Source organism: Ochrobactrum sp. P6BSIII (assembly GCF_014138065.1).
Lineage (GTDB): Bacteria > Pseudomonadota > Alphaproteobacteria > Rhizobiales > Rhizobiaceae > Brucella.
This window is the reverse complement of record NZ_JACGXB010000008.1, coordinates 132692-153244: the sequence shown is the minus strand read 5'-3', so window position 1 is coordinate 153244 and position 20553 is coordinate 132692. Positions and strand designations below refer to the sequence as shown.

Sequence of the window (20553 nt, the reverse complement as noted above, 5' to 3'; positions counted from 1 at the left end):
GCGTTCTCTCGCGTGGCAGTCAGACAATGCTGTTTGTTTTGCTGCATTTTCCAAGATACTCGAGGCTGCGCTTCGGTGTCCGCTTCTGTGTCCCGAAGTCAACTTTAATTAGCCCAAAATTCTTGGTATGTCCTTCATTCCATTCCCAATTGTCGGTGGAAGACCAGTAAGTCAAACCCTTCAGCCTAACGCCTTTCTGAATCGCGTTGTAAGCTTCTTGAAGATAGCCCTTGATGTACTCAACCCGTGTTCTGTCTTCAATAATGCCACTTATCTCGTTTGGCTCTTCGACGGTGAAGCCGAACTCAGTTACATAAATATCAGGGGCGCCATAGCCGTTATGGACTCGCAACAGCGTTTCCGAGAACCCATCGGGTTCATAGGGCAGATACTTTGTAAGTTTGAGATTATCTGGTGGTGCGTCCTGTATGAAACCGAGAGGAGAACGTGGTTCTGCTTTGACATAAAAGCGCGAATAATAGTTCACACCTAGGAAGTCGGGTTTTGCGGCGATGTTTTCCATGTCGCCCGGCTGAATGAGCGGAGCTACTAGAGCACGAACTTCATCTGGGTACTCTTTGCCAAATAGAGGATCGAGATAAGCGGTGTTCGAGTAGGCATCCATCAATCTGACAGCTTTCTCGTCCTCTGGACTACCCGACTTGGCGCGAATAGTCTGAAGGTTGAGTGTAGTGCCGACCTTGGCATCTTTTGGTAGATTTGTTCGCGCGGTGGAAATAATAAGGCCCTGAGCAACATTTTGATGATGGATCGCTTCTCCCATCGCATTCAGGGATATGTAACCCGGCGCAAAGCGGCCCGATCCGTAGCCGAAGGTAGAGACAGTGCCAGGCTCGTTCATGGCAATCCACAGCTTGATACGATCGCCGAATTTACGCGTGACAATATCGGCATAATCCGCAGCACGATTGACCATGCCACGGTCGCGAAAGTCGCCAGCCCAGAGGGGAGTTTCGAAATGGACAATGGTCGCCATAGGGTCAAGACCTAACCGGAGCATCTCATCGATCATCCGGTCATAGAGATCCAGTGCCGCTATGTTCGGAGCTCCCGGTCCTTCCGGCTGGATGCGTGACCAGTAGAATGAAAAGCGGAAAGCGTTAAAGCCGGCCTGGGAGAGCAGTGACAGTTCCTCACCATAACGCAATTCAAATTGTGTATTCGTGTCGTTGGATGAACCGTCGCGAATGCCTCCAGAGATATCTGCGAAAACATCCCAGTTGCTACGACCGCGCCCTACTCGACTTTCGACTTGTGCGGCTGCTGATGCTGCACCCCATTTGAAACCGGTTGGAAAAGTTTTGTCCTCTGCAAGGGCAATTTCCGGAGCAAGGGCGGCGGCTGCAGAAGCTCCTGCCGCCTTTAAGAACGAACGCCGTGAAAAGCTAAACCGGCTTGACTGATCGTGGTCCATTCGCGAGATCCTGTATCTGAAAGGATTGGGTGGCCAGCATGAGAGTGGCAGAAATCCAGATTCCGAAAAGCGCGAGCTTTTCCGATTGTTAAGAAACTGCCTTTGGAAGAAATTAGTCTCTACATATCTGTAAGGTTCTACATGTTTCATAATGAAACATGTATACATATTCTCCTCGACTATGAGCTATATGTAAAAACTGAAGGGAGGCAATACGTATTTGTCCCATATTGTATTAAATATTATCTCTATCTAATACACGGAGAAAGATATTAGATTTTATTTGGAAATAGAAATCGAAAAGCTTATATTTGTAGGGAGCTATAAAAGTGGATGTTCCTGTTACGGGTTCTCTTTGCTTCATTCTGATTAGTTTTTTCGTGAAAAATTCATGAGTACGGTCGGAGCCTGTCATTTGGAACGATTGCCTGGCGCTCTACCGCAGGTTTTAGGAAGTAATAAATGCCCTCAATATTTGTGAGTGGCTTGAAGAAAGGCTGGTAAATTGTGCCGGAATTTTTTCTCTCGACCGATATGGTGGATGAAAAATCTCGCAATGCTTTCTGGCAGGAAGTATCGAAACTCATATATGAAGTTTCTCCTGCGGACGAGAATGGCGAGACTGAACTGATCGGGACAATCCGCTCGCGGCTTTTCGACAGCATGGTTCTGGGCGACACGACGTTCAATGAGCAGATTTGTCGGCGGACGCCGGAGATGATTGCACGCACCGATCTGGATATCTGCCTGCTCCAGCTTGTCCTGTCAGGGGAATATACCGGCGATTTCGACGGTAGGAATGTTTATGTTCAGCCCGGTGACATGTTTTTCATGGACCTTACCAAAGTGCTGGATAGTCGAAAGGAAGCTGGTTCGCGGGTAACACTGGCCATACCGCGTTTTGAACTGAATAAATGGTTTCCGTCAAAGGATCTTCATGGGCTGGTTTTGCCGCGGAACTTGAACATCAATCAGGTGCTGTTCGACTTCATTTTGAGTCTGGATGGTGCCCTCGACTTCATTCAGGAAAATGAAATCCCGGGGATCAAGGAAGCGCTTGTCCTGTTGCTGGTGGCGGCCGTGAATGGCGTGGCGCTATCTCCCGCGCAATCGAGCGCCATTGATCAATCAATGCGGCAAAGAGTGATGGACTATATCGATCTGAATATTCGCGACCAGCGTTTGAGCCCCAAGACCATCATGGCGCATTTCAAACTCTCACACTCGCATCTGTACCGGCAATTCGAGCGGGATGATGGCATTACCAAATTGATCCGCCAAAAGCGTCTGGACCTGGCTTACCGCTACCTCATCCATAGCAAAGGCAAGGCGGAAACACTGAAAGAGATCGCTTATAAATGTGGTTTCTCGGACCGGGCGCAGTTCACCCGGTTGTTCAAGGATCGCTATGATGTTTCGCCGCAGGATTTGCGCGAGCTGAAACAGGTGCCGGGGCATGACCCCATGTCGGCTTCCAACCTGCACCAGCATATTCACGATCACCTGGCTCGCATACAGCCAGCCAAATCCTGAAAGATCAGACTGCGGCCTTTTCAAGGGCGCGGTCTTGTTCAGCAATCAACGTGGCAATGATCCCGGCAACGAGAACGGCATGTTCACTAACCTGCGGCAACCCCATCAGCTCGCCAAAGGTTCCTCGTGCCAGTGGTCCGGCGATCAACAATGTTTCATCGGCGTAGCCCGATGGAGAGATGGCATGACTTTGCCGGTCACAGAGAAGGCCAAGGCCGGTTGGGCAAGGAGCCAGATGTCCTGCTTCGGCAAGGGTTGAAAGCAACGGCTGCGATCCGAGAATGCCGCCATGGCCGGGGCCAGTGGTGACGACGACCTTGTCCACGTCGAGAATATCGAGTTCGCCTGTGCGACGGTCCTTGAGGCCGATACGCAAAATGTCGCCAGAAGCAGCCGCGCTGCGAACGGAGGCCGCACGGACAGACAGGCTGCCATCGACGACAGCGCGATCCAGAGCGTTTTCCACCTGAGGCGCAATGCGGAAGCGATGCACGTCCCAAAACGGGCGAACATGCCGCGCGATGCGTCGGCGTTCTGAAACGGGCAAAGCCTGCCAGATGTCCTGTCCCTGAAGGCGAACCGCATCGAGAACCGGATGCCAGCTCAACCCTTCGGCCTGAGCAGCCTCGATGGTTTTGCGGACCCGATGCAACAATTTTGAAGCGCTGAGCGACGGTTGGGCGATGAAGTCGCCATAAGGGTCATGGGTGGTGCGGGGATGGCCGCGAGAACGGAGGCCGCGGCGGGAAATCGAAACGATCTGCCCCTTATGGCCATGTGCTTTCAGCGTGGCGATGACGTCGGCTGCCGTCAACCCGTTGCCCACCACCAGCACGCGGTCGTCTGACTGGACATTATCCAGCGCGCCGGGGCGCGTCGCGTCGGCAATCAGCCCGGGATGCTCCTTGACCGGCTCCAGCACAGCCGGCAGGGATGGAGCGGGATGGCTGATTGCCAATACAACGACATCAGCAACAACAGGCTCGCCATCTTCGGTTTCGATTGTCCAGAAGCCGTTATCCTTGGTCGCATGGACGGCGCGGGTGCGGCGGTGTTCCACGCGCCCGGCCTCAATCAGAGGCTCCAGTCTCGACGATGCATAAAGCCCGAAGACTGTACGGGCAGGGAAGGGCGCGCCGTCCAGACTGAAAGCATCCGGATCGCTTTCCAGTATCCCGGTTTCCGCAAGCCAGTTGCTGAAATCCTGCGGCTCGTCGGGCAGAATGGACATCCGGTCAGCGGGCACATTGATGCGATGCACCGGTTCCAGCGTGTCATAGGCCAAGCCACGTCCAAGCTTCTCGCGCGGTTCAATCACCACGATCTGCCAGTTGGCGTCATGCTGGTGGTAGGGCAGTTGACGCGCCAGATGCAGCGCGACGGCTGCGCCTGTAAAGCCGCCGCCGATAATGGCGACGGTGCCGGTATGGGCTTTCGTCAGCATTTCAAATCTCACGAGCCGGAAGCGACCTTTACATTACCCCCATGTCCGCCGCCGCCAAAGACCTGTTTTTTGCCAAAGGACGAGCGGATCTGGTTGCGTGGTCCTTCCAGTCCCAGTTCGGGAAACAGGAGTTCGGAAACGCGATAGGCTTCTTCCAGATGCGGATAGCCGGAGGCGATTACCGTATCGATGCCCAGTGCCTGATATTCGCGCAGGCGGGCGGCAACGGTTTGCGGCGACCCGACCAGTGCGGTCCCGGCGCCGGAGCGGACGAGGCCGATGCCCGCCCAAAGATTGGGCGATACTTCCAGCTTGTCGCGGCGTCCGTTGTGCAAGGCGACCATGCGGGCCTGACCGACAGAATCGGAGTTTTTCAGGAAGACCTGCTGGGCTGCGGCGATGGTTTCATCATCGAGATGCGAAATGAGACGGTCGGCAGCTTCCCACGCTTCATCATCCGTTTCGCGAACGATGAAGTGAAGACGAATGCCGAAGGATATCTGGTCGTCGCGGCCTTTTGCCTTGGCCGCTTTGCGAACGGCGGCGATCTTTTTGCCGACCTGTGCCGGGGGCTCGCCCCAGGTCAGATATTTGTCGACGAGACCAACGGAAAAATCGATACCGGCCTGTGACGAACCGCCGAAATAGATGGGCGGGCGGGCTTGCACCGGCGGCAGGCCAAGTGCTGCATCGTGGGCTTTGATGTATTTGCCGTCGAGATTGCCATGGCCGGTTTCGATCAGATCGTTGAACACCTGAAAGAATTCGTCGGCATGGTCGTACCGCTCGTCATGTGGCAGAAAAATGCCGTCGCCAGCCAGTTCCTGCTGGCTGCCGCCAACGACGATATTGAGAAGAAGCCTGCCGTGAGACACGCGGTCGAGTGTTGAGGCGAGGCGGGCATAATAAGCAGGCGAGGCGACGCCGGGACGGATCGCTACGAGAAACTTCAGTTTTTCCGTATAGGCGGCAAGATTAGCGGCCAGAACGAAGGATTCTTCGCATGCAACCCCTGTCGGGATGAGAACGCCGGAATAACCGAGGCGATCCGCTGCCTGCGCGATCTCCTTGAAATAGGCGGGGTCGGAAGGGCGGCTCAGCGCGTCGGTCCCCAGATAGGTGCCGTCACCCGAAGACGGGATGAACCAGAGAAAATCGAGCGGCTTTCCATTGGTGGACATGAGAGACCCTTCTTCCAGCGTTTGGCATGGCAGCCCTGCGCCCGATCTGCACAACCGGACGCTTGGAGCAGCGCAATGTGTTCAGGGAATATTGTAGCTGACCAGATTGCTCGCTTAAGGAATGCGATGCTAAAAACTGCGCCATGCGTGAAGTTTATCGACGCGATTGACCGGGGTGTCGCGAAACATGATTGCTGTCGCATCGGGTAAAGCCGGATGAACCGCTGAACGTCAACTCTGTGGGTCCAGCATCAGCAAGCAGAGAAACCTGTTCCAGTTTCCGCTGATCATCGATATTTCTATATTGCGAAATGAGGGAGACAGAATGCGCCGCGACAAGAAGAAGGCGACGATTTACGACCTTTCTGTTCTGTCGGGAAGCTCGCCTTCTACGGTGAGTGCCGTGCTCAATGGTACGTGGCGCAAGCGCAGGATCAGCCAGGCGACGGCGGAGTCTATCCTCAATCTTGCCGAACAGCACCAGTACACCGCCAATCGTCAGGCACAGGGGTTGCGTCATTCCCGCTCCGGCCTTGTCGGGCTGCTGCTGCCTTTGCATGACAACCGCTTTTTCTCTTCCATGGCGCAGACATTCGAAGCGCATGTCCGCGCGCGGGGCCTGTGCCCAGTCGTGGTCAGCGCGGGGCGCGACCCGGACGAAGAACGCGAAACGGCGGAAACGCTGATTTCCTATTCCATCGATGAATTGTTCATTTGCGGCGCAACGGACCCGGACAGCCTGCATGAACTATGCGAGCAGGCGGCGATCCCCCATGTGAATATCGATCTGCCGGGAGCGAAGGCTCCATCGGTAACCACCGACAATTTCGCCGGTGGCCGCATGCTGACGGAAGCGATCATCGCGCATTTTGCCGATCGCGAACCTTTGCAGCCGATGGAGCTTTGTCTGTTCGGCGGACGCAACGACGAATCCACCCGCCAGCGTATTCGCGGTTTTCATCATACCAAGCAGGCAGTGCTGGGTTCCGATCCGGAAAATTGCGTTTTCCACACCGGCTATTCGCCGTCGAATACGCTGCGAGCGCTCGATGACTATCGCAAGCATCATGGTCGGTTGCCGCGTGGTCTGTTCGTCAATTCCTCGATCAATCTTGAGGGTCTGCTGCGCTATATGGTCGAGCATCCGCACGAGCAGCTCAACGATCTCGTGGTTGGCTGTTACGACTACGACCCCTTTGCATCTTTCCTGTCGTTCCCGGTGATTTCAATTCAGCAGGACGTGGAAGGCATGATCGCCAAAGCCTTCGATCTGATGGAAAAGCACGTCACGGAACCGGAGCTGCATCTGGTTATGCCCAGATTAATTGCGCCGCGTTCGGCCATCGCGCTGCCGGTGGATAGTCTGAAAGATATCAAATAAATACATGCTGCTGGCGCAGCTCTGACGGGAACTGCGCTGCGTTTTCCCAAGCTCGTTTTGTTACAAGCACTCCGACATCGTCATCGCATACCCCGCTGAATCGTGTTGACAGATTTTGGGTGCTGGCGCATTATCAGCTTGCACAATCGATTGTGCAAATTGTTGTGCAAAGTTACAGCATCTCCAACCGGGAAGAGGCCGGGGACGAGATGCCGCCGCCTTACGGGAGATGGCGGCGCTGGCAGGTGGAGGCAATGCGAAGCGCGTGAATTTCTGAAAACGGCTGCTTGGAGCGCGTTTCGATCTGTTTGAATCGGATCGGCGCTCTAGATATCCGTGCTCACGCACATCCTTTCGAAAACGGATTGTATTTTCGAGGATGTCCGGCGAGCGAGCCGTTGGCTTCAGCGCATGTAAAGCCGTCTCTTGCAGGCGAAATTCCCGGTCGGATGCCAGAAAAACAGACAATCACTAGGAGGAGAGTCATGAAGGTATCGAAGATGACAGGCGCGCTGGCTGGCGTGCTGATGATGGCCGCTACGACGGCTCATGCGGAAGTCAAGGACGCGGTGGTCGGCTTTTTGATGCCGGATCAGGCATCCACGCGCTATGAAGAGCGCGATTTCCCCGGTTTTGCAGCAGAAATGAAGAAGCTCTGCGAAAGCTGCAAGGTGCTTTATCTCAACGCCGATGGCGATGCGACCAAGCAGCAGCAGCAGTTCAATTCGGTCATTTCGCAGGGCGCCAAGGTGATCGTTCTTGATGCTGTCGACACGGCAGCAGCCGCTTCGCTCGTGAAGCTGGCCCAGTCGCAGGATATCAAGGTCATCGCCTATGACCGTCCGATCCCGGATGCGACGTCGGATTTCTACGTCTCGTTCGACAATGAAGCCATTGGCAAGTCGATTGCTGAATCGCTCATCAAGGACCTGAAGGCCAAGAACGTGCCGACCGACAAGGGCGGTGTTCTTCAGATCAACGGTTCGCCGACCGATGCGGCTGCCGGTCTCATCAAGAAAGGCATTCATGCCGGTCTGAAGGACAGCGGTTACAAGACGCTGGCCGAATATGACACGCCGGAATGGGCGCCAAGCAAGGCTCAGCAGTGGGCGAGTGGCCAGATCACCCGCTTCAACGACCAGATCGTCGGCATTGTGGCTGCCAATGATGGCACCGCAGGCGGTGCGATTGCTGCCATGAAGGCTGCGGGCATCGATCCGCTGCCGCCGATCACCGGCAATGACGCGACGATTGCGGCGCTTCAGCTGATCATTTCGGGTGACCAGTTCAACACCATCAACAAGCCGTCTGAAATCGTTGCTTCGGAAGCTGCGCGCATTGCCGCCCAGTTGCTGAACGGCGAGACGCCGAAGGCTGAAACGACGCTCTACAACACGCCGTCAAAGCTTTTCGTCCCGGCGGTTGTGACGGCTGAAAACCTCAAGGCCGAAATCATCGACAAGAACGTCGTGCCCGCAGCAACGCTGTGCGTTGATCGCTATGCCGATGGCTGCAAGAAGCTCGGTATCACGAACTAAGCCAACGATCCGCCCGGCCGGTTTTCCGGTCGGGCTTCCTTTTTTACGCACATCTTGTCCGAAAGCCGTTTCACATTTTTCGGGATGTGCTGTGTTTCGTGCGCAAAGGCATATCGTGCGATATGTCGGGGAAAGTGAAAAATGTCCCAGGAAAACAAAGCGGCGACGTCATCGTCGCAGCCCGTGCTGCGCCTCAGCGGCATTTCCAAGAATTTCGGCGCGGTTTCTGCGCTGACCGATATCGATCTGGAAGTCTATCCGGGCGAAGTGGTGGCGCTGGTTGGCGACAATGGCGCCGGAAAATCCACGCTCATCAAGACGCTCGCCGGTGTGCACCAGCCGAGTTCGGGTACGATAGAATTCAATGGCGAGAAGGTTGTGCTGTCCTCGCCGGGCGTTGCTCTCGACCTTGGCATAGCGACGGTCTTTCAGGATCTGGCGCTGTGCGAAAATCTCGATGTTGTGGCCAATATTTTTCTTGGCCGGGAGCTTAGCCCCTACCGTCTCGATGAAGTGTCGATGGAAATCAAGGCTTGGAAGCTTTTGAATGAGCTTTCTGCCCGTATCCCCAGCGTCCGCGAGCCCGTCGCCTCGCTTTCGGGCGGCCAGCGGCAGACCGTCGCGATCTCGCGCTCGCTGCTGCTCGATCCAAAGCTCATCATGCTCGACGAACCGACCGCCGCACTTGGCGTCGCGCAGACGGCGGAAGTGCTTGATCTGATCGAGCGCGTGCGTGATCGCGGTCTAGGCGTGCTGATGATCAGCCATAATATGGAAGATGTGCGCGCTGTCGCAGACCGGATTGTGGTGCTGCGTCTCGGTCGCAATAACGGTGTTTTCTATCCGGATTCATCGAACGAGGAACTGGTTGCCGCCATCACCGGCGCAACCAGCAATTCCGTTTCCCGCCGTGCCGAACGACGTCAGGCACACCACGATGACGCCCATGACCGGGGAGAAGCATAATGAACCAGACAACCGGAAATACCCCCCTCGACCGGCAGGATGCCCGCGTGCGTCATGATGAAGGCGTTTCGGGCGCGCTGCGCAGCTTCTTCGACCGCGTCCGCTCGGGCGACCTCGGCTCGCTTCCCGTTATTGTCGGCCTCGTCATCATCTGGACGGTGTTCCAGACGCTGAACCCGGTTTTCCTGTCGAGCAATAACCTTGTGAACCTGCTGTTCGATTGCTCGACCATCGGTGTCATTTCGCTCGGCATCGTGTGCATTCTGATGCTCGGCGAAATTGATCTGTCGGTCGGCTCCGTCAGCGGTCTTGCCTCGGCCATAGTCGGCGTGTTGTGGGTCAATAATGGCTGGCCGGTGGCGCTGGCGATTGTCGCAGCCCTTTGCGCGGGCGCGCTGATCGGCCTGCTCTATGCATTCCTTTATAACCGCTTCAGCATGCCAAGCTTCGTGTCGACGCTGGCGGGTCTGCTCGCAGCACTCGGTTTGCAGCTCTATCTCCTCGGCAATACTGGCTCGATCAATCTGCCTTACGGCTCCTGGCTCGTCAGCTTCGGCCAGCTTCTGGTGATGCCGCGCCCGCTCTCCTATGCGCTGGCGCTGATTGCGGGCCTCGCGATCTTCTTCACGGGTTTCCGCTCGGCGCAGCGTCGTCGTGAAGCGGGGCTTTCGGCTCCGTCCGTCGCCGGGATCGCATTCAAGGCCATCGTCATCACACTCATTGTCGGTGGCGCGGTATTCTATCTCAACCAGTCGCGTGGCGTGCCGTGGATGTTCGGCCTGTTTGTGGCACTTGTGGTTGCCATGAACTATGCGCTGACCCGCACCCGCTGGGGCCGCGCCATGCAGGCCGTCGGCGGCAATCGTGAAGCCGCACGCCGTGCCGGTATCAACGTCACCTTCATCTATATCTCTGCCTTCGTCACCTGTTCGGTGCTCGCTGCAGCGGGCGGCATTCTGGCCGCATCGCGTCTGGCATCGTCCAGCCAGCAGGCCGGTACGGGCGACGTCAACCTCAACGCCATTGCGGCAGCGGTTATTGGCGGCACCAGCCTGTTCGGCGGTCGCGGCAGCGCATGGTCGGCCCTGCTCGGCATCATCGTCATCCAGTCGATTGCCAGCGGTCTGACCTTGCTCGATCTGTCGTCGTCGCTTCGCTATATGATCACCGGTGCCGTGCTGGCAATTGCTGTGATTGTCGATTCTCTTGCACGCCGCTCGCGCCAGTCGCACGGTCGCGCCTAACAAATAGAAGGATTCTCCAAATGGCCCAGGATCTCAAAGGACAAGTTGCAGCGGTTACCGGCGCGGCTTCCGGCATCGGCTTTGAATGCGCAAAGCATATGATCGAAGCAGGCATGACTGTGTTTCTCGTTGATCGTGACGAGAAGGCGCTGAAGGAAAAATGCGCAGAGCTTGGCGATAAGGCAAAGCCGCTGGTCATTGATCTGCTCAGCCCGGAATCGGTCGCCACCATGGTGCCGCAGATTCTCGAACAGGCCGGTCAGCTCGATGTGTTCCATGCCAATGCGGGCGCTTATATCGGCGGCCCGCTCTGGGAAGGTAATCCGGACGCCTGGGATCGCATGTTGAACCTCAACATCAATGCGGCGTTCCGCACGGTTCATGCCGTGCTGCCGCATATGATGGAGCGCAAGACGGGCGACATCATCATGACCAGCTCGGTGGCCGGTGTTGTGCCGGTGATCTGGGAGCCGATCTATACGGCCTCCAAACATGCCGTGCAGGCTTTCGTGCATACCGTTCGCCGTCAGGTCGCTCCGCATGGCATTCGCGTTGGGGGTGTTCTGCCCGGCCCGGTCGTGACCGCGCTGATCAGCGACTGGCCGAAGGCAAAGCTTGAAGAAGCACTGGCCAATGGCAGCCTGATGGAGCCGAAGGAAGTGGCTGAATCGGTCATGTTTATGTTGACGCGTCCGCGCAACATCACCATTCGCGATCTCGTCATCGTGCCGCAGAGCCTCGATCTGTAATTTCTTCAAGAGCGGTTCCGGTTAAAACGGAATCGGGGAAACGCTCTATCTTGTTGTTTTTACGCATTATCCTACGCAAAACCGCTTCGCACTTTTGCTGGAAATGCTCAAGAACGGGTCGGAGACCATGACTCATTATTATTTGGGCGTCGATGTCGGCACCGGGAGCGCCCGGGCTGGCGTGTTCGACGCCAGGGGGACAATGCTGGCTTCGGCCAAGCGCGACATCACGATGTGGCGCGAGGCAGGCAGCATTGTTGAACAGTCGAGCGCCAATATCTGGCAGGCCGTCTGCGAAAGCGTGCGCGAGGCGGTGAAGATCGCCGGGATCGATCCGGCCAGCGTTGCCGGTATCGGCTATGACGCGACATGCTCGCTCGTGGTGCTGGGCGAGGGCGGCAAGCCGCTCGCCGTTGGCCCGTCGAATGATCCGGCCCGCGACATCATTGTCTGGATGGATCATCGTGCGGTCGAACAAGCCGAGCGCATCAATGCGACCAAAGCCAAGGTGCTCGACTATGTCGGCGGCACCATTTCGCCGGAAATGGAAACGCCAAAGCTCCTCTGGCTGAAGGAAAACAAGCCGGAAAGTTTTGCGTCCGCCTGGCAGTTTTTCGACCTCACCGATTTTCTCACCTGGAAGTCGTGCGGCAGTCTTGCTCGTTCCGCCTGTACGGTCACCTGCAAATGGACCTATCTCAGCCATGAAAATCGCTGGGACGATGCCTATTTCCGCGAAGTCGGCCTTGGCGAACTGGCGGATGAGGGTTTTGTGCGCATCGGCACGGAGGTTCGTGCTGGTGGTGAAAAGCTTGGCGTTCTGAGCGAACAGGCCGCAGCGGAGCTTGGCCTCAAGCCGGGCATCGCGATTGCCGCCGGTCTGATCGACGCTCATGCGGGCGGTATTGGCACTGTCGGCGCGCGCGGCGATGCGGGCAAGGTATTGTCGCGCATGGCCTATGTGTTCGGCACATCGGCCTGCACCATGACCACGACCGAACAGCCGGTTTTCGTGGACGGCGTCTGGGGGCCATATTATTCGGCCATGGTGCCAGGACTCTGGCTCAATGAGGGCGGTCAGTCGGCAGCAGGTGCAGCTATCGATCATCTGATCCATATGCATCCCTTCGCAGCCGAGGCGGAAAAGCAGGCTGCGGCTGAAGGCAAGGGTCTGGCAGACCGTCTTGCTTCCGAAGTGGAAGCCCGCGGCGGCGCTGCAAAGACGGCTGAGATCATCGGCGATATTCATGTCGTGCCGGAGTTTCTCGGCAATCGTGCGCCTTTCGCGGACCCGGATGCCCGGGCCGTCATCGCCGGGTTTGATCTTGATGCCGGTATCGACAGCCTGACAGCGCTTTATCTGGCCGGTCTTTGCGGGCTTGGCTATGGTGCGCGCCAGATCGTCGAAGCGCAGAAGGCCAAGGGCATTGCGACGGATACCATTGTTGTCAGCGGCGGCGCGGCGCGTTCGCATCTGGTGCGTCAGGTGCTGGCCGATACGACGGGTCTCGTCATTGCGGCGTCCACCTCGCCGGAACCGGTTCTGCTTGGTTCAGCCATGCTTGGTGCAGTTGCGGGCGGCGCCTATCCGGACCTCGCGACGGCGATGGAAGCCATGTCCGAACTGGGCGAGGTCAACCATCCCGATTCCGACCGGGTAAAATGGCATGATCGCCGTTTCGAGGCGTTCACGCTGTTGCAGGACACGGCACGCAAGCTGCGCGATTTCTGATCGCGATCAGCAGTGCTAGAGCATTTCCAGCAAAAGTGCGAAGCGGTTTTGCGTAGGATAATGCGTGAAAACAAATGGATAGAGCGGTTCCGACGATTCTGTTAAAACAGGAACCGCTCTAAAACGAAAACAGCCCCGGTTCGATCCAAACCGGGGCTGTTTTCGTTGAAACGAACGGGCCTTACATCAAAGGCGCATCGGGTTCCGGTTCATATTCGCGCGCGCCGTCATCTTTCGCGAACAGCACACAAGGACCTTGCGAGCCGCGCGGGTCATAGGCAAAGCCCTTTTCGGCCAGCGCATGGGTGATATCGCGAATGCCAGCCAGACCGTAAAGATGGTCGTGCAGTTCCAGAAAAATGCGCTCGACGCCCGGCAGTTCGGCCAGCTTGAGCAAGTCGCGCTCCGCGCCTTCGATATCCATCACCAGTACATTGATGCCATGGCTGGCGATGAACTGGTCGATATTGGTTGAGGTGATGGAAATCGTGCTTTCATAAGGCCCCTGATTTTCGTCCATGGACGACATCCAGAGGTCCTTGCGCACGTAAAAGCGGAAAGTACCGGTTTCGCCGGCGCTCAAAATACCTTGCGACAGGACCACATTGTCGTGGCCGTTGGCATCGAGCACGCGCCGCGCAAGCGAGGCGGTTGCCGGATTTGCCTCGAAGGCCCAGACGGCCACATCGTCGATCCGTGCTATCAGGGAGGTGATGATGCCAATGCCGGATCCCAGCTCCAGAACCCGGTCGCTGGCCTTCACGGCCTTTTTGATTGAGCGAGCTTCCTTGGCTTCATAGCTGCCGCTGCTCAGCGCCTGCCAGATGACGGGCGAAACTTCGCCCGGCTCGATGGGTACAACGACCCCATGTACATTCAACACTTCCGCACCACATTAATTGCTGCCACATAATTAGTGGTAGCAGTTAGCTGCGTCCGGAAACAGTCCTTCCTCGCCCTTTTTTGGTATGCAGATAAGCGAGCTCTGTTGCAGGCATTGGCCTGCCGATCAGGTAACCCTGCACCTGATCACAACCGAGCCCCTTGAGGCATTCATATTGCTCTTCCGTCTCGATGCCCTCGGCGATCGTGATCATGCGCAGGCTGCGGCCAACGCCGGTGACCAGCTCGACAATGGCAAGCGCATCGCTGCGCGTCGTCACATCGCGGACAAACGAGCGGTCGATCTTGATCTTGTCGAAGGGGAAGCCGCTCAGGCTGCCGAGCGACGAATAACCCGTGCCGAAATCATCCATGGCGATCTGGATGCCGAGCGCTTTCAGGCCACGCAGGGTTTCCAGCGTCTGCTCATTCTTGTCGAGCAGGACGGATTCGGTGATTTCCAGTTCCAGCCTGCGTGGGTCTAGGCCGGTTTCGTCAAGCGCCGCCATGACGGTCTGGACAAGATCCTTGTCGCGGAACTGTACCGGAGAAAGATTGACGGCAATCTTCAGCGGCTTGTTCCAGCGCGTCGCGTCCTGACAGGCCGTCTTAAGCACCCATTCGCCTAGCGGCATGATGGTGCCGATTTTCTCGGCCACGGGAATGAACTCCATCGGAGAAACCGAGCCGCGCACGGGGTGCGTCCAGCGTAGCAGCGCTTCATAGCCGCAGATTTCCCGCGTGTCCGTGGTTGCCTGCGGCTGGTAATAAACTTCCATTTCGTTGTTCTGGAGCGCGGTTTGCAAATCTGCTTCGAATGACTTCTTTTCGCGCAGCCGCGTCAGCATGTCCGATTTGAAGACGCTGACATGTCCATGGCCCACGGCCTTGGCTTCATAAAGCGCCAGATCGGCATGTTTGAACATTTCTTCCGTGTCTGGCTCGCCTTCCGATATGGCCACGCCGACGCAGGTTCCTATCTTGATTTCCAGCTCTCCGACCCGGTAAGGGCGGCTGATCTCGTCCATCAGGCGAGCAGCGAATTCAAGTGAATCTTCCTCCGTCATGCCGGTCGACAACACGGCAAATTCGTCGCCGCCAAGACGGCAGACAATATCGCCCTTCCGGCTCAGCCGCGTCAGCCGCCGCGAAACGGCTTGCAGCAATATATCGCCGACGTCGTGTCCAAGTGTGTCGTTCACATCCTTGAAACCGTCGAGGTCGAGCAGAAGGATAACGGCTGAAGGCCCACCGGAAAGCGCTGCCGTCAGCCGTGTTTCTAGATCCTGACGGAACAGGACACGGTTCGGAAGGCCAGTTAGTGCGTCGTGATGCGCATCATGTTCGAGACGAAAGTTCTGCGATTGCAGTTCTGCCGTGGCCTCTCGCAAGTCAGCGGTCAGGCGCTGCATGCGGCCATGGGCCCGATCCAACAGATTGTTATGACGAATAAGCAGGATGACCAGAACGACACCGCAGAGGATAAGACCTGCAGCGAGCGCCGTATAGATGAAATGCAGCTGCTTGACGTCGCTTTGCGCGGCATCGATCAGGTCGACATCGTGCTCCACCGATGTGGAAGCGAGCGACGTCAGGGGCGCATCCAGCTCGCTCATCGCGACGAGCATGGATTTCATATCTTCCGGGCTCATCGTATCGAGATTGATATCCAGCTGGTGGATGATGTCGCTCAGCTTCATATAAAGCTGGCGGCGTCCCGGATCATCCTGAATGAACGCGCGCAGATTGCCCTGCTGCAGCATTTCAAGACGCCCGACCATAAAGTCCAGCCGCAGCCGGACTTCATCGCGATCGACATCGGGTAGCCCAAGCGCCAGAGCACTCAGCCGGTGCTCAAGCCGCAAATATTCGGACACGGTCTGTCCGATGGACCAGGAGTCATTATAACGGGAAAATTTTTGCAAAGCCGTCTGACGCTCTGCGATGACATAGGCGATATAGCCCGTCGCCACCACAAAGCAGCAGATAATGACACCCAGTATGCGTCTCAAGCTCGGCCTCTATTCGACGATCAGCTTGGCAACCTGCCAGGCGGAGCGCGTGTAATAAGTTTGATTCTGGAGTTGAGGGTCGCTGTCATACGGGTAGATAATAAACAACGGTCCTTTGTCCCGTACGGCCATGTACTTTCCGTCCCGCTTTAAAGCAAGGATGACGTTAAATTTCTTGAAATCATCGAGCGGAATGGTGGTCACGTAATCGTTCAGCGCGACGGCGGTAACGGTTTTGCCTTCAGCGCCGACCAGCTTCATCAACTGATCGATAGAGACGCCCTCGAAGCGAACCTTTCCGTCATACCACGGATTGGCGGTTTCCACGGTCTTGAGACCGAGAGCTTCCAGACCTGCGCGGTCGAACTGCGCGGTGTCTCCATTATTCTTGTTCTGGATGTTGCCCGATATAGTCAGGATAGGCTTGTCCTGCGGCTTGGGCAGCGAGCCGGCGAATGCGCCGGAAACGGTGGTCGCAAACACGACCAGGCAGACAAAAAGACGACTAAGGTTCATTGCGTTTCTCCCTGAGATAGCCGGTCAATAAAGCAAATTACCTAAATCAGCGTGAATACTGCGAACATATTCGAACTTTATCAGATTTGACAAAATTCGCCCCTATGATCTTTAGCCTGGACTTATAGTGAATGAAAACAATAGCATAGTAGACGCTTGCCGGTGAGTTTCGTCAAGAGTCGACGGCCGCCTCACGTATTTTATTTTCATTTTTTTTCAGATTGTCAAATAGCTATACCATTTGTGGGGCGAAAAGGCGGCATTGTTAAGTAATGAATAATATGAACTGCACTGCATTTGATAGTTCGCATAATAAAACAACTTATGATTGCCGAATTATCGATGGAGGTGTGCAGTCAGGATCGATCAGCAATTTTGGCGCGTAAAGTATTGATAGCAATGCCGCAATACGGGTGGATAGAACCGCCCGGCTCTTCGATATTCGAGGGCTAAAGCATGTCTCCCGAAAGTGGGAACTGGTTTCGGATAAAGACATACGTAAAAATAAAAGCTCAAAGCGTGTCGCGTAAATATGATTGAACGCGACACGCCTTAGCGTCAGGCAAGACTGAAGCTCAGCTGAATTTTTGTGTAAGCTCTCAAGCCCACCGATCATACTCCGATCAGGGAAACGGTCACGATATACGACATCTGCCGTATTGTTCCGCGCCAGCTGCACGCGATAATTTCCTCCTGACATCACGTCATAATATTGGCTCGGCATGCATGCGTGCCTGCCAGTTTGGAGGATCAAATGAAGCGCATTCTCATTGCTGCGGCAGCATCAGCTGCTTTCGTGACGGGGGCTCTGGCATCAGCGCCGGTGATGACCAAGGCAACCGCTGAGGCAACACTCTCGAAACCCCACGCAAATGCGACGATCGTCGCGACGGGACCGACTCGCTCGAATGGGCGTGGCATCTCGGGTATCCGCAGCTCGTTCGGCGGATAATCGTTTAAAGCCTCAACTGTTCGGTGAGTCGCGACAACGCGCTTGATCCTATGCGGTGAGGTTCATCTTTGCGCGGTTTGCCAGTCGACGCGGGGGGCGTCCGGCGAGTGAGGGAGACCTGTATCTTCCTCACTCGCCGGTTTTATCATGGGCACATCAACGCTGCGGTTTATACGGAGGCGAGCGCTTCTGCGATTGTATCTTTCAGCGCCAGACGCTGCTTGCGCAGAAGTGTTTCTTCTTCCTGGCTCAAGGGCGTGATCTTGGTTTCAGCCAGATGAATACGATCATTGATTGAGTCATATTCCTCCAGAACGCGCGCAAAACGGGCATCCTTCGCCTTGAGGGCGTGAATAGCTTCAATCTGGCCGGGGAATTCCTCTCCGAGAGTGTGGGGCGTGTTCGACATGATGTCTCCTTCCTTTACTGAGACTGAGCTTCGCAGAGCAGGTTGGAATGGGCATTGATCGCGATCAAATCCAAGCGATCACTTAAACAATACCAGCTATCACCCGTTGTATCAAAACGCGGATCAGCGTTCCGGACGTCTCGTGACACAATCTCACTTTGTAAACACTGTCGGCTTCCAGCCGCGAGCGAAGCCCATCGACATTGCAAGACTGGCATATTCGATTTCCTTCATGAGAAAATCGCGGTCTTTCAGCAAGGCTTCGATAGCGGCCCGCACGTCGCCGTTGTGGTAGGCGAGAACGAGGTCGATCTCGTCCTCATAGCCCTGTTTTTGTACAAGCGCGTTCATTTGCCGCGCTCCTTATAAGCAGACATCATCATTCCTAAACATCTCGGAATCTGTTGGCTCTCGCCATTGATGTTCTTATTTTGTTCACGTCTTATGAAAGAGTCAAGCCTGTTGCTTTCCAGATCGCGTGGATTTTCCGCTATAGCGCGTAACTGACTGCAAGTTCTGGGATTCTTATCGCGACAAGATGCAACAAATGACCGCCCAAAAGGCGGCGTGGGTTGTGGTCTATCAAACTGATTTTCTTGAAGAAAATATTGGCTGGGGAACCTGGATTCGAACCAAGACTAACGGAGTCAGAGTCCGTTGTTCTACCCTTAAACTATTCCCCAGCAAGGATTGCAAATTATTCTCTTATCGAGAGTTTGCAATTGCGACAGAAGCGTGAAGCTCGTTCGCGACGGCCTCCATCTAGCGAACTCAAACCGCGAACGCAACCCTTTTCTTTGAAAAAAGAACAGCAAATTTAGCTATCCCCAATTTGTCGAGCCGCAACAGCTTCAAACAACCACAAAGCCTGGCCTTTTGTCAGGTGGTCAAACGGGCGACGGGTATGGGTGCGGCTTTAAAATAAAAAGGCCCGGCCAGCGGAGGAGCGGGCCGGGCAAAGGGCAGGCTGGCCGAGAGGGGACCCGGCTTGTGAAGGTGGCGCCTGCCAGATGTTCCGTCAGCAGTTCGGGCGGAGAGGTTTCCTCTCCCGAACCACCTGGATGCAAGAGGCTACCGAAGCAATTGCCTCAGCAGATATGCCGTGTGGCCTCGATCCGGCGCTGCGCATCGGCAAGCGAACGCAGAACACGTGTCGGATTTTCGCGGCCGCGATAATGCGTCGCCGTATAGACATCGCCGCGATGCAGACCAATGTCGCGCAGCAGATAATCGTCAAGCTCGTTCAGTCGCATCACATGCTGTCGATTGCGGAAAATCATCCAGCGACGCAGAGCCGACGTAAACACAGCTTTCACCGTTTGCGCGAACGTGGAGGTCTCTGCGCTCGTTGCCGGTAAGTAGGTCGTCGTTGTCTTGCTTATCGCTGTCATGTCCGCTCTCCTTTAAATCAGCGGTGCTAAGGGGTTATCATCGTCAGGGTCATGCGCTTTCGCGGCTCCTTTCCTCTACGATGGCTGCTTTATCCAACAATCGAATTGATTGTTCCAACGAATGTTTCTAATGTCATTCTTCAATTATAGTGATGGATAGCGCCCATGAGCACGCCTCTGGATCTCGATCAGTTACAAACCTTCATCGCGATAGCCGATACGGGCAGTTTCACACGCGCTGCCGATGCTATTTTCAAGACGCAATCGGCGGTTTCCATGCAGATGCGGCGGCTTGAGGAACGGATCGGAAAGCCCCTGTTCGAACGGGACGGGCGCTCCAATCGCCTGACTGAAGATGGCGACAGGCTGCTTCTTTATGCGCGGCGGATGATGCAGCTGAATGGTGAGACCATTGCAGCTTTCGACGATACGCAACTGGAAGGGCATGTCCGCATCGGAACGCCCGATGATTATGCCGACCGCTTCCTGCCGGAAATCATGGCGCGTTTCGCCCGCTCCAACCCGCGCGTCGAGCTGTCGGTCGTCTGCGAGCCGACGGTCAATCTCGACGAAATGATCCGTCGTGGCACGCTGGATATTGCACTGGTCACCCAGTGCGACGACAAGCGCCGCTCGGAAGTGGTACGCACCGAACCGTTGCTCTGGGTCACCTCGGCCAACCATGCCGTGCATGAGGAAGCCGTGCTGCCGCTTGCGGTGGGTCGCCCGACCTGCATCTGGCGTCATGCGGCAATCGAAGTGCTGGAAGCGGCGAAACGCGATTATCGCATCATCATTACGAGCTGGTCTGCGACGGTTTCGGCAGCTGCGGTGCTGTCGGGTCTTGCCGTTTCGGTGCTGCCGGAATGTGCATTGCGTCCGGGTATGCGGGTGCTGGGTGAGGCAGACGGATTTGGCACCTTGCCGGAATTCGGCATCGGCATCATGCGTGGCCATAACAAGCAGAATGCGGTGGTGGATGCGCTGGCGCAGCACATTATCGAAAGTCTCGACAATATTTCGTCGCCGCAGCCGGTGGGCATTGTCGGCGTGATGAATTCACCGGAAATTTCGTCGTTTCCGGCGGTTCGCACGCGGAGGGTGCGGGCCAATGAATTGCTGCCTGGCTGGTAAGGCCAGTTGTGATCGAACTGTAATTTGCCGTGTGGCTGCTTGACCAGCCATACC

Annotated in this window: 18 protein-coding genes and 1 tRNA gene; 9 read left to right on the top strand and 10 right to left on the bottom strand. The window is 56.0% G+C overall.

Annotated elements, in window-relative coordinates; translation table 11 throughout:
• Nucleotides 1-19: 19 nt before the first annotated feature.
• Nucleotides 20-1435, bottom strand: coding sequence for a glycoside hydrolase family 1 protein (locus FHW00_RS13385; RefSeq protein ID WP_078338998.1), 1416 nt, complete (start codon nt 1433-1435; stop codon nt 20-22).
• A 534-nt stretch (nt 1436-1969) separates the two neighbouring features.
• Here FHW00_RS13385 and FHW00_RS13380 point away from each other — a divergent pair.
• A complete protein-coding gene (locus FHW00_RS13380) occupies nt 1970-2968 on the top strand; it encodes a helix-turn-helix domain-containing protein (protein WP_445558207.1) in 999 nt (332 codons plus the stop codon).
• Between the two features lie 4 nt (nt 2969-2972).
• Here the strand turns inward: FHW00_RS13380 and FHW00_RS13375 are convergent, their stop codons facing one another.
• Together FHW00_RS13375 and ssuD are read right to left on the bottom strand one after the other, a co-directional pair.
• Nucleotides 2973-4412, bottom strand: coding sequence for an FAD/NAD(P)-binding protein (locus tag FHW00_RS13375; RefSeq protein WP_078338996.1), 1440 nt, complete (start codon nt 4410-4412; stop codon nt 2973-2975).
• A gap of 8 nt (nt 4413-4420) precedes the next feature.
• Complete coding sequence (gene ssuD, locus FHW00_RS13370; RefSeq protein ID WP_078338995.1) at nt 4421-5593, bottom strand: FMNH2-dependent alkanesulfonate monooxygenase; 1173 nt, start codon at nt 5591-5593, stop codon at nt 4421-4423.
• A 325-nt stretch (nt 5594-5918) separates the two neighbouring features.
• On the opposite strand from ssuD, the gene FHW00_RS13365 reads away from it, so the two are divergent.
• The 6 genes from FHW00_RS13365 (at nt 5919) to FHW00_RS13340 (ending at nt 13203) form a co-directional block, all read left to right on the top strand.
• Nucleotides 5919-6974, top strand: coding sequence for a LacI family DNA-binding transcriptional regulator (locus FHW00_RS13365; protein ID WP_078338994.1), 1056 nt, complete (start codon nt 5919-5921; stop codon nt 6972-6974).
• Between the two features lie 485 nt (nt 6975-7459).
• Nucleotides 7460-8512 (top strand): ABC transporter substrate-binding protein, encoded by a 1053-nt coding sequence (locus FHW00_RS13360; RefSeq protein WP_078338993.1) that lies wholly within the window; start codon nt 7460-7462, stop codon nt 8510-8512.
• 141 nt (nt 8513-8653) lie between these two features.
• Nucleotides 8654-9478: an ATP-binding cassette domain-containing protein gene (locus tag FHW00_RS13355; protein WP_078338992.1), complete on the top strand. Its 825-nt coding sequence runs from the start codon at nt 8654-8656 to the stop codon at nt 9476-9478.
• On the top strand, nt 9478-10722 hold the full coding sequence (locus FHW00_RS13350; RefSeq protein ID WP_078338991.1) for a sugar ABC transporter permease: 1245 nt from the start codon (nt 9478-9480) through the stop codon (nt 10720-10722). Before FHW00_RS13355 ends, FHW00_RS13350 begins: the two co-directional genes overlap by 1 nt.
• Before the next feature lie 20 nt (nt 10723-10742).
• Nucleotides 10743-11471: an SDR family oxidoreductase gene (locus tag FHW00_RS13345; RefSeq protein ID WP_078338990.1), complete on the top strand. Its 729-nt coding sequence runs from the start codon at nt 10743-10745 to the stop codon at nt 11469-11471.
• A 127-nt stretch (nt 11472-11598) separates the two neighbouring features.
• The gene (locus tag FHW00_RS13340; RefSeq protein ID WP_078338989.1) at nt 11599-13203 is read left to right on the top strand and encodes an FGGY-family carbohydrate kinase; all 1605 of its coding nucleotides are present in this window, start codon (nt 11599-11601) and stop codon (nt 13201-13203) included.
• 181 nt (nt 13204-13384) lie between these two features.
• Here FHW00_RS13340 and FHW00_RS13335 read toward each other — a convergent pair whose 3' ends face one another.
• Genes FHW00_RS13335 through FHW00_RS13325 form a run of 3 tightly spaced genes read right to left on the bottom strand, consistent with a single transcriptional unit; the run spans nt 13385 to nt 16613 of the window.
• Nucleotides 13385-14086: an FkbM family methyltransferase gene (locus tag FHW00_RS13335; protein WP_078338988.1), complete on the bottom strand. Its 702-nt coding sequence runs from the start codon at nt 14084-14086 to the stop codon at nt 13385-13387.
• Between the two features lie 43 nt (nt 14087-14129).
• The gene (locus tag FHW00_RS13330) at nt 14130-16097 is read right to left on the bottom strand and encodes an EAL domain-containing protein (protein WP_113533898.1); all 1968 of its coding nucleotides are present in this window, start codon (nt 16095-16097) and stop codon (nt 14130-14132) included.
• 9 nt (nt 16098-16106) lie between these two features.
• Nucleotides 16107-16613: an oxidoreductase gene (locus tag FHW00_RS13325; protein WP_078338987.1), complete on the bottom strand. Its 507-nt coding sequence runs from the start codon at nt 16611-16613 to the stop codon at nt 16107-16109.
• A 754-nt stretch (nt 16614-17367) separates the two neighbouring features.
• Between FHW00_RS13325 and FHW00_RS13320 the strand changes: the two genes are divergently transcribed.
• Entirely contained in the window at nt 17368-17565 is a 198-nt protein-coding gene (locus FHW00_RS13320; RefSeq protein WP_078338986.1) for a hypothetical protein, read from the top strand.
• A 169-nt stretch (nt 17566-17734) separates the two neighbouring features.
• Here FHW00_RS13320 and FHW00_RS13315 read toward each other — a convergent pair whose 3' ends face one another.
• From FHW00_RS13315 to FHW00_RS13300, 4 genes are all read right to left on the bottom strand, one after another.
• A complete protein-coding gene (locus FHW00_RS13315) occupies nt 17735-17974 on the bottom strand; it encodes a YdcH family protein (RefSeq protein WP_078338985.1) in 240 nt (79 codons plus the stop codon).
• A gap of 153 nt (nt 17975-18127) precedes the next feature.
• The gene (locus FHW00_RS13310; RefSeq protein WP_078338984.1) at nt 18128-18325 is read right to left on the bottom strand and encodes a CUE domain-containing protein; all 198 of its coding nucleotides are present in this window, start codon (nt 18323-18325) and stop codon (nt 18128-18130) included.
• A 258-nt stretch (nt 18326-18583) separates the two neighbouring features.
• Nucleotides 18584-18657: transfer RNA gene (locus tag FHW00_RS13305), tRNA-Gln, on the bottom strand.
• Nucleotides 18658-19062: 405 nt separating this feature from the next.
• On the bottom strand, nt 19063-19365 hold the full coding sequence (locus FHW00_RS13300) for a DUF1127 domain-containing protein (protein WP_078338983.1): 303 nt from the start codon (nt 19363-19365) through the stop codon (nt 19063-19065).
• A gap of 165 nt (nt 19366-19530) precedes the next feature.
• On the opposite strand from FHW00_RS13300, the gene FHW00_RS13295 reads away from it, so the two are divergent.
• Nucleotides 19531-20499 carry a LysR substrate-binding domain-containing protein gene (locus tag FHW00_RS13295; protein WP_078338982.1) on the top strand — a complete coding sequence of 323 codons (969 nt, stop codon included), beginning with the start codon at nt 19531-19533 and terminating at the stop codon, nt 20497-20499.
• Nucleotides 20500-20553: the final 54 nt, after the last annotated feature.

Excerpts from the sequence above, each read along its gene's own strand:
- FHW00_RS13385 (WP_078338998.1), bottom strand. The coding sequence starts at position 1,435 with ATGGACCACGATCAGTCAAGCCGGTTTAGCTTTTCACGGCGTTCGTTC.
- FHW00_RS13380 (WP_445558207.1), top strand. The coding sequence starts at position 1,970 with ATGGTGGATGAAAAATCTCGCAATGCTTTCTGGCAGGAAGTATCGAAA.
- FHW00_RS13375 (WP_078338996.1), bottom strand. The coding sequence starts at position 4,412 with ATGCTGACGAAAGCCCATACCGGCACCGTCGCCATTATCGGCGGCGGC.
- ssuD (WP_078338995.1), bottom strand. The coding sequence starts at position 5,593 with ATGTCCACCAATGGAAAGCCGCTCGATTTTCTCTGGTTCATCCCGTCT.
- FHW00_RS13365 (WP_078338994.1), top strand. The coding sequence starts at position 5,919 with ATGCGCCGCGACAAGAAGAAGGCGACGATTTACGACCTTTCTGTTCTG.
- FHW00_RS13360 (WP_078338993.1), top strand. The coding sequence starts at position 7,460 with ATGAAGGTATCGAAGATGACAGGCGCGCTGGCTGGCGTGCTGATGATG.
- FHW00_RS13355 (WP_078338992.1), top strand. The coding sequence starts at position 8,654 with ATGTCCCAGGAAAACAAAGCGGCGACGTCATCGTCGCAGCCCGTGCTG.
- FHW00_RS13350 (WP_078338991.1), top strand. The coding sequence starts at position 9,478 with ATGAACCAGACAACCGGAAATACCCCCCTCGACCGGCAGGATGCCCGC.
- FHW00_RS13345 (WP_078338990.1), top strand. The coding sequence starts at position 10,743 with ATGGCCCAGGATCTCAAAGGACAAGTTGCAGCGGTTACCGGCGCGGCT.
- FHW00_RS13340 (WP_078338989.1), top strand. The coding sequence starts at position 11,599 with ATGACTCATTATTATTTGGGCGTCGATGTCGGCACCGGGAGCGCCCGG.
- FHW00_RS13325 (WP_078338987.1), bottom strand. The coding sequence starts at position 16,613 with ATGAACCTTAGTCGTCTTTTTGTCTGCCTGGTCGTGTTTGCGACCACC.
- FHW00_RS13320 (WP_078338986.1), top strand. The coding sequence starts at position 17,368 with ATGAAGCGCATTCTCATTGCTGCGGCAGCATCAGCTGCTTTCGTGACG.
- FHW00_RS13315 (WP_078338985.1), bottom strand. The coding sequence starts at position 17,974 with ATGTCGAACACGCCCCACACTCTCGGAGAGGAATTCCCCGGCCAGATT.
- FHW00_RS13310 (WP_078338984.1), bottom strand. The coding sequence starts at position 18,325 with ATGAACGCGCTTGTACAAAAACAGGGCTATGAGGACGAGATCGACCTC.
- FHW00_RS13300 (WP_078338983.1), bottom strand. The coding sequence starts at position 19,365 with ATGACAGCGATAAGCAAGACAACGACGACCTACTTACCGGCAACGAGC.
- FHW00_RS13295 (WP_078338982.1), top strand. The coding sequence starts at position 19,531 with ATGAGCACGCCTCTGGATCTCGATCAGTTACAAACCTTCATCGCGATA.